13 protein-coding genes are annotated in these 13,834 nt (G+C 44.5%); 9 read left to right on the top strand and 4 right to left on the bottom strand.

What is annotated here, in order from left to right; translation table 11 throughout:
• The 5 genes from AB4232_RS11370 to menE form a co-directional block, all read left to right on the top strand.
• On the top strand, positions 1-1,051 hold a 1,051-nt coding region (locus AB4232_RS11370), incomplete at its 5' end, for a thiamine pyrophosphate-dependent enzyme (protein WP_372087128.1).
• 9 nt (positions 1,052-1,060) lie between these two features.
• Positions 1,061-1,861, top strand: a complete 801-nt coding sequence (gene menH / locus AB4232_RS11365) for a 2-succinyl-6-hydroxy-2,4-cyclohexadiene-1-carboxylate synthase (RefSeq protein ID WP_372087127.1) — start codon at positions 1,061-1,063, stop codon at positions 1,859-1,861.
• A 102-nt stretch (positions 1,862-1,963) separates the two neighbouring features.
• A complete protein-coding gene (menB, locus tag AB4232_RS11360) occupies positions 1,964-2,830 on the top strand; it encodes a 1,4-dihydroxy-2-naphthoyl-CoA synthase (RefSeq protein WP_010439547.1) in 867 nt (288 codons plus the stop codon).
• A 75-nt stretch (positions 2,831-2,905) separates the two neighbouring features.
• A complete protein-coding gene (gene menC, locus AB4232_RS11355; protein ID WP_371728522.1) occupies positions 2,906-3,913 on the top strand; it encodes an o-succinylbenzoate synthase in 1,008 nt (335 codons plus the stop codon).
• Positions 3,914-3,965: 52 nt separating this feature from the next.
• On the top strand, positions 3,966-5,402 hold the full coding sequence (menE, locus tag AB4232_RS11350) for an o-succinylbenzoate--CoA ligase (protein WP_372087126.1): 1,437 nt from the start codon (positions 3,966-3,968) through the stop codon (positions 5,400-5,402).
• Between the two features lie 145 nt (positions 5,403-5,547).
• On the opposite strand, the gene nagE is transcribed toward menE, so the two are convergent.
• The gene (gene nagE / locus AB4232_RS11345) at positions 5,548-6,993 is read right to left on the bottom strand and encodes an N-acetylglucosamine-specific PTS transporter subunit IIBC (protein ID WP_372087129.1); all 1,446 of its coding nucleotides are present in this window, start codon (positions 6,991-6,993) and stop codon (positions 5,548-5,550) included.
• Positions 6,994-7,186: 193 nt separating this feature from the next.
• Here nagE and AB4232_RS11340 point away from each other — a divergent pair, with 193 nt between their 5' ends.
• Both AB4232_RS11340 and AB4232_RS11335 read left to right on the top strand, forming a co-directional pair.
• Positions 7,187-8,065 (top strand): LysR substrate-binding domain-containing protein, encoded by an 879-nt coding sequence (locus AB4232_RS11340; protein ID WP_017098789.1) that lies wholly within the window; start codon positions 7,187-7,189, stop codon positions 8,063-8,065.
• 106 nt (positions 8,066-8,171) lie between these two features.
• Positions 8,172-8,339, top strand: coding sequence for a hypothetical protein (locus tag AB4232_RS11335; RefSeq protein ID WP_017100591.1), 168 nt, complete (start codon positions 8,172-8,174; stop codon positions 8,337-8,339).
• Positions 8,340-8,500: 161 nt separating this feature from the next.
• On the opposite strand, the gene AB4232_RS11330 is transcribed toward AB4232_RS11335, so the two are convergent.
• From AB4232_RS11330 to AB4232_RS11320, 3 genes are all read right to left on the bottom strand, one after another.
• Positions 8,501-9,421 carry a YeiH family protein gene (locus AB4232_RS11330; RefSeq protein WP_029224038.1) on the bottom strand — a complete coding sequence of 307 codons (921 nt, stop codon included), beginning with the start codon at positions 9,419-9,421 and terminating at the stop codon, positions 8,501-8,503.
• Positions 9,422-9,564: 143 nt separating this feature from the next.
• Positions 9,565-11,439: an MFS transporter gene (locus tag AB4232_RS11325; RefSeq protein ID WP_135381639.1), complete on the bottom strand. Its 1,875-nt coding sequence runs from the start codon at positions 11,437-11,439 to the stop codon at positions 9,565-9,567.
• Between the two features lie 17 nt (positions 11,440-11,456).
• Positions 11,457-12,047: a TetR/AcrR family transcriptional regulator gene (locus AB4232_RS11320; RefSeq protein ID WP_135381638.1), complete on the bottom strand. Its 591-nt coding sequence runs from the start codon at positions 12,045-12,047 to the stop codon at positions 11,457-11,459.
• Between the two features lie 197 nt (positions 12,048-12,244).
• Here AB4232_RS11320 and AB4232_RS11315 point away from each other — a divergent pair, with 197 nt between their 5' ends.
• Positions 12,245-13,168, top strand: coding sequence for a Tim44 domain-containing protein (locus AB4232_RS11315; RefSeq protein ID WP_009847262.1), 924 nt, complete (start codon positions 12,245-12,247; stop codon positions 13,166-13,168).
• A 332-nt stretch (positions 13,169-13,500) separates the two neighbouring features.
• Positions 13,501-13,656: a hypothetical protein gene (locus AB4232_RS11310; protein ID WP_372087125.1), complete on the top strand. Its 156-nt coding sequence runs from the start codon at positions 13,501-13,503 to the stop codon at positions 13,654-13,656.
• The last annotated feature ends 178 nt before the right edge of the window (positions 13,657-13,834 follow it).

Raw genomic sequence — 13,834 nt, 5'->3', positions numbered from 1 at the left:
ACGTAAGGGTGTGGTTATTCTCGGTTCGCTCGATATTGAACAAGCGACAAAAGCTCAGCAGTTTGCCACTGCATTAGGCTGGCCAGTTTTTTGTGACCCTCAATCAGGCGTGAACAGTGATTGGAAGCATTATGATCTCTGGTTACAAAGTAGCTCAGCCAAAGAGAAGCTAAATCAGTGTAATTTTATTCTCCAATTTGGTGAGCGTATCGTTTCTAAGCGCCTTAATCATTGGATAAAGTCGCAAGCTTCATCATTCTGCTCGTCACAATACATTGTTGTGTCACCAGATACGCACCGAATCAACCAAGATCATCTGCCTCAAACCCATATCGTTGCTGATATCGAGTCATGGGTGTCAGAACAGCATTTACCTACCTTGTTAGGTCAACATGCAGGTTGGGCTGCACCTTTGGTCGAAATCGCGAATACGGTTCAACAATTGGCATTGGCACAAATATCCAATAATGACCAACTGACCGAGTTGAGCGTTGCAGTTGACTTGTCGACTAGACTTAAAGACAGAGAGTTGTTTGTGGGAAACAGCTTGATGGTAAGGCTGGTGGATATGTTGTCATCAATATCTGCAAATCAAGTTTACAGTAATCGTGGCGCATCGGGCATCGATGGCTTAGTGGCAACGGCTGCGGGCGTGTTGAAAATCAACCAGAATCCGTTGTTGATGTTGATTGGTGATACCTCTTTGCTCTACGACCTCAATTCGCTGGCTCTGCTGACTCATAATTCAACGCCGATGGTTATTGTTGTGACAAACAATGACGGTGGTGCGATCTTTGATTTGTTGCCTGTACCAGAGCAGCAAAAACAGTCACTTTATCAAATGCCTCATGGTTTCAGTTTTGAACATGCCGCTGCGCAATTCCAGCTTGGTTATGCTGCGCCAGAAACCTTGAACGGCTACCAAACTATTATCGAACAACATTTCGAGCAGGGTCAGGGCACCTTGCTCGTTGAAGTTAAGACGCCTCCCGAACAAGCGGCTACTTTGTTGAAACAATTCAGTGCAATGCTCATCGAGGCATTAGCCTAAGGACTTAACATGCTTTACTCCAATTATTACCCAGCTGTACAAGAATCTTCTGACAAACCTTTGCTTGTTTTTCTACATGGTTTACTCGGAAGCGGGGATGATTGGAGCGCATGTCATCCATATCTAGAGGACTTTCCTCGTCTTTGCATAGATTTGCCCGGGCACGGACAAAGTCGCTTTATCGATTCGGTAGGCTTTGATCATTGCTGCAAGAAAATCGTTCAGTGCATCACTTCTCAACTTGCTCTCAACGATCTTCCTGCGGATTACCCTATCGTGGTGATTGGCTACTCTATGGGTGGCAGGCTTGCCATGTATGGGGTGACAAGCCCTTGCTTCGAAACGCTTAATCTTGAGAAAGTCATTATTGAAGGTGGCAACTTTGGTCTGGAGTGTGATGAAGAACGAGCACAAAGGTTAGTACATGATACGCAATGGGCTGTCCGCTTTGCGCAGCAGTCGATTGAAGATGTTTTAGACGATTGGTATCAACAAAGCGTCTTTTCTTCACTAAATCATGAGCAAAGACAAACTTTGGTTATAAAGCGTAGTGGTAACCTTGGAGTATCCGTAGCAAATATGTTGTTATCTACTTCGTTAGCTAAGCAACCGGATTTACGTGCCACATTGAAATCTCATGAGCACCAACTGCATTATGTGTGTGGTGAAAAAGATCGTAAATTCATGGAGCTAGCTGAGAATAGTGGCTTTGAATATAGTCAGGTTGATTACGCTGGTCATAATGTTCATTTTGAGCAACCAGAGTTGTTTTCCAACCTGATCATCCAATGTATCGCCAGTCGCCGCTAAACTGACTGAGCGGTTCTCTCGTATCAAGCACTATCAAAAGCAGAGCAACACCGTCACGACTATTCGTTAGTCGTGGTCTCTAATAGAACAATGGGAATCACCATGGCTAAAACAGTAGGCATCACAGAAGAAGAACTTTACGCAGCAGTTAACTGGCGCGATGAAAGCAGTCAATTTGAAGATATTCAGTACCACAAGTCTGACGACGGTATTGCGAAAATCACGATTGCTCGTCCTCAAGTCCACAATGCGTTCCGTCCACAAACCGTAAAAGAGATGATCAATGCATTGGCTGACGCTCGTTACGACGAGAAGGTTGGCGTAATCATTTTGACGGGTCTTGGTGAGAAGGCGTTCTGTTCTGGTGGTGACCAAAGTATCCGTGGTGACTACGGCGGTTATCAAGATGATTCAGGTACACATCACCTGAACGTGCTTGATTTCCAACGTCAAATTCGTACTTGTCCAAAACCCGTTATCGCAGCGGTATCGGGTTGGGCAGTCGGTGGCGGTCATGTACTTCACATGATGGCAGACCTTACTATCGCAGCTGAAAACGCTCAGTTCGGTCAGACGGGTCCTAAAGTAGGTTCATTCGATGGCGGTTGGGGTGCTTCTTACATGGCTCGTATCGTTGGTCAAAAGAAAGCGCGTGAGATCTGGTTCTTGTGTCGTTTCTACGATGCTCAAGAAGCATTGGACATGGGTCTAGTAAACACAGTAGTGCCTGTTGCTGACCTAGAAAAAGAAACGGTTCGTTGGTGTCGTGAAGTTCTTCAACACAGCCCAATGGCACTGCGTTGCTTGAAAGCCGCACTAAACGCAGACTGTGACGGCCAAGCAGGCCTTCAAGAGTTGGCGGGTAACGCAACCATGATGTTCTACATGACAGAAGAAGGCCAAGAAGGCCGAAACGCATTCAACGAGAAACGTCGACCTGATTTCGACAAATTTCCGCGTAACCCATAGTCTTTCTCTTCTTTAAAATGAGTCGCTAATAGCGGCTCGTTTTGTTTTGATGTTCCCCGTTTTTTAGGAAACTTTATGAACTCAGTGAATTCTCAGCGTCACGCTAAACTCTACCGTTATCAATTACCTATGGATAGTGGTGTGATTCTTCGTGACAATAAGTTGAACGAACGCGTTGGCTATATCATCCAACTTGAGAGTGATGGTAAAACTGGTTTTGGCGAAGTTGCTCCTTTGCCAGATTTTAGCCAAGAAGATGCTGAACAAGCTGGCATTCAGCTGCAACACGAATTAGAGCTTTGGATCCACAATAACCCTCAAACGCCTTTTGATGAGTTATATCCTTCTGTTGCCTTCGGTTTTTCGATGGCGATGATGGAATTACGAGGCGAACTCAATGCTGAAGGTAACTACCAAGCAGCGCCTTTGTGTACAGGCGATCCAGATGAATTGATCCCTGTGCTGAATGAAATGAAAGGCGAGAAGGTCGCCAAAGTAAAAGTCGGTCTCTACGAAGCGATTCGTGATGGCATGCTAGTGAGCTTATTCCTTGAGTCGATCCCTGATTTGACCCTAAGGCTTGATGCCAACCGTGCGTGGAAACCAGAGAAAGCGAAGCTGTTCATCAAGTACATTTCGCCGTCACTGCGTCAACGTATTAGCTTTATTGAAGAGCCTTGCCAGAAGCCTGAAGATAGCTTAGCTTTTGCTATTGACCACGGTGTTGCGATTGCATGGGACGAAACACTGCAAGAAGCGGTAAGAAGTCCAGAGTTTAATCTTAGTGACTTAACGGGTGTTAAGGCGGTTGTGATTAAACCAACCTTGATTGGCTCAGTAGAGCGTTGTGTTGCTATCATTGAACGCGCGCAACAACTTGGTATTAAACCTGTACTAAGTTCAAGCATAGAGTCTAGCCTTGGCTTAACTCAGATTGCTCGATTGGCACAACAGTACTTACCTAATGAAGTTCCAGGGCTTGATACGATTGGCTTGTATCAGCAACAGCTAGAAGTCTCTTGGCCGGGTTGTCAGCTTCCTGTTTCAACGCTTGAACAACAGCAATTGATTTGGTCTTCTTAGGCTGATCGTTCGATTGGCTTAGACCGTTCTCAATCTATAACTTGGTTATCTTATGATGCGCCCACAATCTAATCCTCACCCGCTCTGGGTACAGTGGGCGCAGCAGAACCCACATCAAGCAGCGTTAGTGATTCCTAACCGCGCTTCCACTTGGCAGCAAGTGTCTGTGCTGGTGAGTGAGTACCAACAACAGCTATCTCATCAAGGCCTATCTAAAGGTGATGTCCTTACGATTGTCGGTAAGAACCAAGCTGAAGTGATTCCTGCTTATCTTGCCGCACTCAATTTGGGTGTTATTTGCGCTTTCACCATGCCTCAGCCTAGCTTACGCCTGAAGCAAAAGCTCGATTCCTTATATCAAGCAGGTCAACAAAGCTACCTTTGGCTTTTGGACAGTAGCGGGATAGAGCAATCAGAGACTGTCGATTTGAATACTCAGTTGGTGACCTTGTCTTGCTTAGATGAAGTGAAGGTCGATGGTGATGATAATAGGATAACGACATCTCAAGACTCCAACTTCAATCCGCAAAATCTAGCAAGCATCATATTTACTTCTGGCTCTACTGGAAACCCGAAAGCGGTGGCTCACACGTTGCAGCAACACTTATGTTCAGCTCAGGGTTTACTAGACGTTTTCAACTTTGAACAAGCTGACACTTGGTTGCTTAGCTTACCGATGTACCATGTGTCGGGATTGGCGATTGTCCATCGTTGGTTGGCGGCTGGTGGCTGCATAAAAATAGGGTCAGGTAAGCTTGAGTCAGACATCGAAGGTTGCAGTCATGCCTCTTTAGTAGCTACCCAACTACATAGGTTATTGCAGAGTAAGCAAGCACTTACTTTAACTCATGTGCTTTTAGGCGGTAGCCATATCCATGAGTCTCTTGGACTCGAAGCTCAACAAATGGGCATTGAAACTTGGCTTGGATATGGCATGACAGAAGCGGCTTCAACAGTGACCGCGAAGCCAGTCGATTCTAGTAATACTGCAGGTTTTGTTCTCGACCAACGCCAGTTGAAAATTGAAGATCAACGTATCTTTATTGGCGGCAATACGCTTGCTTCTGGTTATTACTATCAGGGCGAGTTAACACCATTGGTGGATGAGAACGGTTGGTTCGACAGTAAAGACCTCGGCGAATGGGATGGCGAACAAGTGTCGATAATTGGTCGTGCTGATAATCAGTTTATTTCTGGGGGAGAGAATATCCACTGTGAAGAAATTGAACGAGCACTGAATCAGTTATCTTTAATCAATCAGGCGTTTATCGTTCCGATTGAAGATGATGAATTCGGGTTTCGACCTGTCGCTATTGTGGATTGTACGGATTTACCAACCAAAGAATGGTTTGCCGAGCAATTAAATGGCCGTCTTGAACGGTTCAAATTTCCTGTCGAGTACTATCTAATGCCTCATCAAGAACAGCTAGGCATTAAGGTTTCACGCGCAGGATTGGCACAGTGGTTACAGCAGATACGTTCTAAATAGAACTGAGAACAATAAAATGAAGCGCAATACACGGTGACTAGTCGTAATTGCGCTTCAGGGGGTTGTGATGGTGGTGAAACCATCACAAATTCTTAATATTCAATCTGGTCATTAAGGCTTTTATCTTTGCATCTGGCTGTTTAGCTTAAGCGAGTGCCTTCTTCATTTGTTCAGCAACCTTATCTACCTTACCTAAACCGATAATGACTTGTAGGCCACCTTTTCCGATAGGAACAACGCCTGCAGCACCTAGTTTTTTCAGTTTGTCACTGTCTGCTGCTGACGAGTCTTTTACTGTCAAGCGTAAGCGAGTAATACAGTTGTCTACTTCTAGAATGTTGTCTGCACCACCAATAGCTTCGATGTAGTTGTTGGTCTGGCTAACTAACGCTTCTGGAGATTCTGTCTCGCCTTCTGCTTCCATCTCTTCACCACGACCCGGAGTACGGAGATTGAACTTGATGATAGCGAAACGGAAAATACCGTAGTAAAGCGCGAAGAACACCACACCTTGAACTAATAACATGTACCAGTTAGTCGCTAACGGGTTTTGGCTTGATAGCACCAAGTCAACAAAGCCTGCAGAGAAGCCGAAGCCTGCCATCCATTCCATGCTTGCTGCAATGTAAAGCGACAAACCTGTTAACACTGCGTGCAATAGGAACAACACGGGCGCTAGGAACATGAAGCTGAATTCTAGTGGCTCTGTGATGCCAGTGAAGAATGAAGCCATTGCAGCCGCAAGCATGATTGCGAAAACTTGGTTCTTATTTTTCGCATCAGCGCAGTGGTACATCGCCAATGCTGCTGCTGGTAGACCAAACATCATAATAGGGAAGAAGCCCGCTTGGTACATACCTGTTTTACCCGGAATACCCGTACCGTTAGCGATAGATTGTGCGCCGCCGAGGAAATTTGGAATATCGTTAATACCTACAACGTCGAACCAGAACACAGGGTAAAGTGCGTGGTGCATACCAACGGATAGGAACAAACGGTTGAAGAAACCAAACAGACCGGCACCCACAGCGCCCATGCTTTCTAGTTTAATTCCTAGAACGATCAGAGCATCGTAAACAGCAGGCCAGATGTATAGCAGAGCAAAAGAGAGCGCCATACCTGCGATTGAGGTAAGGATAGGAACCAAACGCTTACCGCTGAAGAAAGCTAAAGCTTGAGGAAGCTCAACGGTGGAGTAGCGGTTATAGATTTCAGCGGAAATAATACCGACAATGATACCCACAAATTGGTTGCTGATTTTTCCGAATGCCGCTGGTACTTCACTTAACTCAACATCCATCAATTGAGCAACTGAGCCGGGAGCAAGTAGCGTGGTCACGACTAGGAACATCACAAAACCAGAGAGTGCCGCAGAACCATTCTTATCACGGCTTAAACCAAAGGCAACACCCACCGCGAACAGAACCGCCATGTTGTCGATGATCGCACCACCTGATTTGATCAAAAATGCGGCCAGAATACTCTCTGAACCCCAACCAACAGGATCCAACCAGTAGCCGATCCCTATAAGGATTGCTGCAGCTGGCAGTGTGGCTACGGGAACCATCAATGCCTTACCTACTTTTTGCATATACCCAAGTATATTCATACGTGCCCCTAAGTTTGTAATTAATTTTTTTAATGTTTCTGCTCGTCAACGTATGGAGTTAAATATTGATCGAGGCAGGGTTTTAAGTAACTGCGGCTATTAGAAACTTATTTCTTAATGCAAACAAACGAAACGGGTAGTACTATGAATTAAAATTTTTAATGCATGAGTTCGTATGGCTAACCATCAATCTTTACTGAGAAACCTTCATACATTTAATGTTGCTGCAGAGAAAATGAGCTTTACGTTAGCCGCGAAAAAGTTGCATTTGACTCAGGGAGCCGTTAGCCATCGAATCAAAGTGTTGGAAGGAGAGCTTGGGTTTAATTTGTTTGTACGAGGGACTCGTAAGCTGGAGCTGACCGAAGAAGGGCAACGCTTTCAACGCACGTTATCGAAGTCGTTGAGCTCTATTTTTGGCGAAATCGAAGACATTACCAACACCGACTTGTACGGTCAGATCAATATTGGTACCAGTCCTGCATTTGCTAACAGTTGGTTACTGCCAAGATTGGCGGATTTTAAACAGCGATATCCTAAGTTTAATCTCAACATCTTCTCGCAAGAAGAGCAGGATTTTCATCAAAATCATCTCGATGTCGCCATTTACTATGGTGCTGAAGATCTAAAAGACATGCATCGACAGCGTCTGTTTGGTGAAAAGTATATTCCGGTATGTACGCCGAGTTATGCCGCTGAACACGATATCTTTGATGATGGTTTAGAGTCGTTACACCGGATTAATTTCATTCATGCGCTAGGCTCTGATGTGTGGCAGCGTTGGATTAAGCACAATCAACTCGATGTAAATCTGTTTGAGCAGTTTTATTGTGTGAGCCACCGAGACATGGGCGTGCAGAGTGCTCTGCATAATATCGGTGTGGCAATGGGGCGCTATCATTTTGTTAAGCCGTACATTGAGACTGGTGAGCTCATAACGCCTTATCCAAGTATGGATACTGATAAAGGATACGAATTGATCTGTCCGTTAGGCACTGAAAAGCGACCTAAGGTAAGAACGTTTATTAAGTGGCTAGAGGGGCAGTTACGCTAGGTTAGTTAATTTAGCAATTAGATAGTTCAAAACAGAATTTATTATCTTTATAACCATCCATCATAATAAGCTCTATAAATAACGGATTATAGAATAAGGTCTTATTATGAAAGTTGCCCTCATCATTGCAGTTTTGCTGCAGATAGGCCAAGCGCTCGTTTCGTCAGGACTGACTCGTTCATTGGCTGAACTCACTGCATTTGTGCTAGTTGTGGTACTTGTTTTAATGAAAAGAGAGAGCAAGAAGAGTGATAAGCCCCTGTTTGATTCGTGATTGTTGTAACAAAGAATATCTTTACTACAAACGATATTTTCACTAAAAACGATAGGGGCAAAGCCCATTAGAGCTTTGCCTTTTTGTTTTGTCATTCGCTAATCTGTTTGTCTGGTTAATACATTAACCAATCTACAGCGCTTCTTTACGTATTAGATGCATCAGGTAAGCGTTAACCACGCTAATGAGCCTGTCGAAATCATCGTCCACATTGTAATACCAAACATCAATGGCTTCGGCCCAGCAGCTTTAAGCTTCTCAACTGAAATACCGCAACCAATCAAGAATAGACACACCACCAATGCACGCTTAGACACATCAAAGATACCTTGATAGACCATCTCAAATTGTGGCAATAAGTCACTAACAGCAATAGCAGCGCAATAGAAGAAAATGAAGTAAGGAATCGTAATCTTCTTTTGATCGTTCTTGAAGATCATTGCGCTGACTAACGCGATTGGGATAATCCAAAGTGCGCGAGCGAGCTTCAATGTGGTTGCTGTGGTCAGTGCTTCTTCGCCATATGCTGATGCTGCGCCGACTACAGAGGAGGTATCATGAATCGCGATGGCTGCCCATGTTCCGAAAGTTTGTTGGCTTAACTCTAGTGCATGGCCAATCATTGGGAACAAGAAAAGGGCGACCGAGTTCAACACAAATACAGTGGCTAACGCCAAGCCAATCTGTTCATCATCAGCTTTGATGGCCGGTGCTACGGCGGCAATGGCGCTACCACCACAAATTGCGGTACCAGAAGAGATAAGGTAACCCGTGGTGCGATCTAATCCCATGCGTTTTGCCAAGAACCAACCAATGACCAAGGTACCAATAATCGTCGTGACAATGAGGCCAATACCATCGCCTGTGACCGCTAATGCTTTCTCAAACTGAATGCCAAAGCCTAAGCCGACAATCGAGTAGGCCAGTAGCTTCTTGGTGAGTTTGCCTACTTCTAGATGCTCAGGGACTAAACCTAAGCTCGCAAGAAGGAAACCGATCACGAGTGCCGTCGGTGAACTCACCCATGGGGTTAAGCAAAACAGAGCAGCAAGATAAAATGGAACAGACTTTTTTAGATTCATTATATTTAATTCGTCGCGTCTAGTATTGGCAGCGTAGTGGAAGACTATACGCTTAACGCAATGGTAAGTAAGTCTAAATGAATTGAACAAACGTTAAGTAAAACTAAACGTTTGTTCAGCTGATATGAATAAAGGTTGGTTATTTAGCGTAGTGAGCCGCGAAGATCAGAGACTGACTGTCGAAGCGTGTCGCATGAAGCTTCCTTGGCTAGCATAGGTTCGGCAGCTTCTATCTCTAACTTGGCCCTGAAACGGGTGGGTAGCCCCTTAAAAGCTTGACCTTTATAACGACTGAAGTAGCTGCCCCATAGCCCTTTAAGTGCCATTGGAATCACAGGTACAGGAGAGCGTTTGATAATCAACTCCATGCCACGCATGAATTCGGCTACTTCGCCATCAGCGGTTAGCTTACCTTCAGGGAAAATACAGACGATGTGCCCTTCATCTAGGGCTCGTTCAACTTCTTTGAAAGCGTTTCTAATCGAGTTTCGGTTGGTTGCGGAGATTGGAATAACTCCTGCTCTTTTTAAGAATCGACGTAGTGGAGGAAGTTTGGCGTAATCCTCTTCCATCACAAACCGAATCAAGCGAGGGCAAACCGCACTTAGAAGCAGTGCATCCATATAACTCACATGGTTGCAAACGATCAGTGCACCGCCATTCTCTGGAAGATGGTGTAAGTTCTTGTGCTTAACTCGGTACATAGTGTGAGTGACCACCCATGTAAAGAAACGGAAAGCGTAGATAGGCACCTGATAAAACAGGTACAGCATAACCAAAGTATTCCCTATCGCGAGCAACACAAACAGCTGTGGAATAGAAAGATCGAGAACACTTAGGCAAACAATACCTAAAACCGCACTTCCCACCATGAATAGTGAATTGTAAATGTTGAGCCCGGCAATCACTTGAGCGCGTTCATCTGGTTTCGCTCGTAACTGCATCAGAGAATACAGAGGAACAATGAAGATACCGCCAGAGATACCCAATAGCAGAAGATAAGCAAACAGCGGCCACAGCTCTGAATACGTCACGAATTGATGGAAAGAGGTAAATTCAGGCAAGGACTCAGGAATGGATATCGCCATCAATAGCCCAAAAATCGACATACCCAGGCTGCCCATTGGCACGATGCCGATTTCAATGCGGTGATTAGATAACTTATCACAAGCCAACGAGCCAATCGCAATGCCGACCGAGAACAGTGCCAACAAAAACGCGACAGCGCTTTCAGTACCGTTTAGGTAAACCTTGGTGAAGTTGGGAAACTGAGTGAGGTAAGCTGCACCGAGGAACCAGAACCAGCTGATCGACATCAGTGCTTGAAAGGTTGGGCGGTCTTTTTTGGCAATAGCGAGTGTTGCGCGGGTTAGCTTTACTGGCTGCCACTTTACTTTCAGATCTGGTGCGTTACTCGGCGCTTGTGGAATAAAGCAGCTTGATACATAGCCAAGCACGGCGAACGAAACAATACATATCGCAGCAATGAGCTTCGCGCTTTCTTCAGATGCAATAATACCAGCACCTAGAGTACCGATTAGGATGGCTAAGAATGTGCCTGTTTCAACCAAAGCATTTCCGGACACAAGCTCTTTGGTTTCTAACTGTTGCGGAAGTAGGGCGTACTTAACCGGGCCAAAGAAGGCACTTTGCGTTCCCATTAGGAACAGAAGTAGGAGTAGTATCCCGTAGCTTTCGTAGATAAACCCGATCGCGCCCAATGACATGATCGCCACTTCAAGGAGCTTAACTTTACGTATAAACCAAGATTTTTCGTATTTGTCAGCCAGTACACCAGCCAAAGCAGAAAACAGGAAGAAGGGTAGAATAAAAAGACCAGCGGCCAAATTAATGAATAGATTGCTGGAAATAGGCAGCGTATCTACGCTTGCGAAAGCAACAAACAGTAACAGAACATTTTTGAATATATTGTCATTAAAGGCGCCTAGAAATTGAGTAATAAAGTAGGGTAGGAACCTTTTTTGCGTTAACAGCGAAGATTGGCTGCTGTTGTTCATTGTCTTTCCTTGGATGATTACCAGTTGGTTAAGTAGTTTGAGATTAGGTTATTGATCAACTCTTTACCATCGATAGGTTCAGAGGCGAAAAATTTATCATCAACGCTAAGTAGAGTAATTCCATGTACTCCAGACCATAATACACGGCTGGCTTTAATGACTTCGCTTTTTGTGTGTTCAGGCGCAATAGCTACCAGCAATTGCTCTAACATACCTGTCATTCTATCAATACGGTTCGATTGCCATTCGGGAAGGTTTTCACCATTCATGTTGTGCTCAAAGATAAGCTGCCAACGGTGAGGGTGTTTTTGTGCAAAATCGTGATAGCAGTATGCAAGATTGAAAAGAGCCTGTTGAGGGTTGCTCGATTGTTCAACCGCAGAAGCAGATTGGAACGACAGTTCATCTAATGTTTGAGCAACAACGTGTAAAAGGAGTAGGTTGTAGTTACCAAATACATTCACCAAGGTGCTAGGGACATAACCAATCATATTGGCAATTTTACGTAGACTTAGCTCGTGATAAGAGTGCTCTTCTAAGAAGTCGGTTACCGTCTTTAAGGTTAATTGCACTAATTGTTCGCGAGTATGATCGTTTCGTCTTGCCATGAGTACTTTCTATTAAATGAACATCGTTCAATATTTTAATGCTGCCCCAGAGTGCCGTCAATCCCTTCGCTAGTTTAGTAATCAATTAATAGCCGCAATATTATGATACATGTGTAAACGTCGTGAATATTTCATTGTTCTTTGTTAACGAGTATGATTAAGGTGTCGAAAGATAAAAAAACCTATAAAGGATAATAATGAAACGATTTTTCTCACTAGTCGCGATCTTGTTGGTAACAGTCGCGGTGACGCCAATCGCGGAAGCGAAAAAGTTTGGTGGTGGTAAGTCATTTGGCAAAAGCTTTAAAACGGCTCCAGCACCAAAACAACAAAACACAAATTCGATCCGACAAGATCAAACGGGCAAGAAAACAGCAGCAGCTAACTCTAGCAAGAAAGGCCTTATGGGCGGTCTGCTAGGTGGTTTACTTGCTGGTGGTCTTTTAGCTGCATTCTTTGGTGGCGCATTTGAAGGTATCCAGTTCATGGATATTCTGATCATGGGTCTGATTGCTTTCCTAGCGTTTAAATTCCTACGCGGAATGTTGGGCGCGAAGCAGGGCTCAATGAATCAGCAGAATGCACGTGGCCAACAGCCAGCATTCGGCGGCATGGGTCAGAACAAGTTTGAACAACCTAAGCAACAACCAAATGTTCATAACTTCGAGCAAGCACAGCCTCAATCACAACCTCATTCGCAAAATAGCGCTGGTGGTTTCGGTTTTGGTGCACAAAGCGATGTTCCACATAACTACCCACCAGGTTTTGATCAAGCGGCATTCATCAACGGTTCTCGTGAGCACTACCGTACACTGCAAGGTGCATGGAATCACAACGAGCTAAACACGATTGAAGAATACGTATCTCCAAGCCTATTTGAAGACCTAAAAGCTGAGCGTAACAAGCTAGACGGTGATCAGCACACAGACGTAATGTACGTTGATGCTGAAATCGTTCGCGCAGACCACGATGGTAGTAAAGCACAGCTAAGCCTTCAGTTTAGCGGTCGCTACCGTGACACCGCAGACGGCATTGAAGAAGATATCACTGATATCTGGCACTTAGAGCGTGACCTAACGACTCAAAATGCACCTTGGTTAATTGTTGGTATTCAAGGTTAATTCCAGGATTTAACTAAACATCAATAGGATGTAGTTATTCGGAATGACACCAAATAATATAAAGCCCCTGCTGAGAAATCATCAGGGGCTTTTTTGCGTCTAATGATATGTATCTATAAGTCGCAGCAGGGAAATTGGCTTTGAGCTTTTTTTTGGTGGGGGGAAGGGGTTTAGATTCAAGGAACAATGCCAATATGACGAAACGTGCGGAATCGACAAAGAACATGAGTAGCGGAAATGTGTCATCACGACAAATATTAAGAGATGTATCTTGCTCAAAGGTTGGATTAACCTAGAGCTAACTAATTGATTTAATTTGGATGTGATGAGTAATGATAGAGTTCTTTGAACCCGTATTGGAGCCTGGGATTACTTTGCAGCAGAAACAGAGAATGGCGAATGAATGCCAAGAACATGTATCGACCAATTGCTTAGGCTGCGCTGCTTATCTGGCTTGTGAGCGTCATGCAGAAGTATGGGAACACTGATGTTTGAATGGGCTAGATCGCTTAGCCTTTCTTGGGTTGTAACGGGTTGGTGTTTAGTAAGTTGAGGGCAGTGTTTAGAAAGATACGTTTAGAAAGATATAAAGCTCAGAAACGAAAAAAGCCAACTCAATGAGTTGGCTTTTCGATTTTCCAATTAAGGAGAATATGGTGGAGGGAG

This window comes from Vibrio sp. 10N.286.46.A8, assembly GCF_041470165.1.
GTDB classification, from domain to species: Bacteria; Pseudomonadota; Gammaproteobacteria; order Enterobacterales; family Vibrionaceae; genus Vibrio; species Vibrio tasmaniensis_A.
This window is presented reverse-complemented; position numbering and strand designations above follow the sequence as displayed.

Coding starts and splice junctions, on each gene's coding strand:
- menC (WP_371728522.1), top strand. CDS start 2,906: ATGAACTCAGTGAATTCTCAGCGTCACGCTAAACTCTACCGTTATCAA.
- AB4232_RS11330 (WP_029224038.1), bottom strand. CDS start 9,421: ATGAATCTAAAAAAGTCTGTTCCATTTTATCTTGCTGCTCTGTTTTGC.
- menH (WP_372087127.1), top strand. CDS start 1,061: ATGCTTTACTCCAATTATTACCCAGCTGTACAAGAATCTTCTGACAAA.
- menE (WP_372087126.1), top strand. CDS start 3,966: ATGATGCGCCCACAATCTAATCCTCACCCGCTCTGGGTACAGTGGGCG.
- AB4232_RS11325 (WP_135381639.1), bottom strand. CDS start 11,439: ATGAACAACAGCAGCCAATCTTCGCTGTTAACGCAAAAAAGGTTCCTA.
- AB4232_RS11315 (WP_009847262.1), top strand. CDS start 12,245: ATGAAACGATTTTTCTCACTAGTCGCGATCTTGTTGGTAACAGTCGCG.
- AB4232_RS11335 (WP_017100591.1), top strand. CDS start 8,172: ATGAAAGTTGCCCTCATCATTGCAGTTTTGCTGCAGATAGGCCAAGCG.
- AB4232_RS11320 (WP_135381638.1), bottom strand. CDS start 12,047: ATGGCAAGACGAAACGATCATACTCGCGAACAATTAGTGCAATTAACC.
- AB4232_RS11340 (WP_017098789.1), top strand. CDS start 7,187: ATGGCTAACCATCAATCTTTACTGAGAAACCTTCATACATTTAATGTT.
- AB4232_RS11310 (WP_372087125.1), top strand. CDS start 13,501: ATGATAGAGTTCTTTGAACCCGTATTGGAGCCTGGGATTACTTTGCAG.
- menB (WP_010439547.1), top strand. CDS start 1,964: ATGGCTAAAACAGTAGGCATCACAGAAGAAGAACTTTACGCAGCAGTT.
- nagE (WP_372087129.1), bottom strand. CDS start 6,993: ATGCAAAAAGTAGGTAAGGCATTGATGGTTCCCGTAGCCACACTGCCA.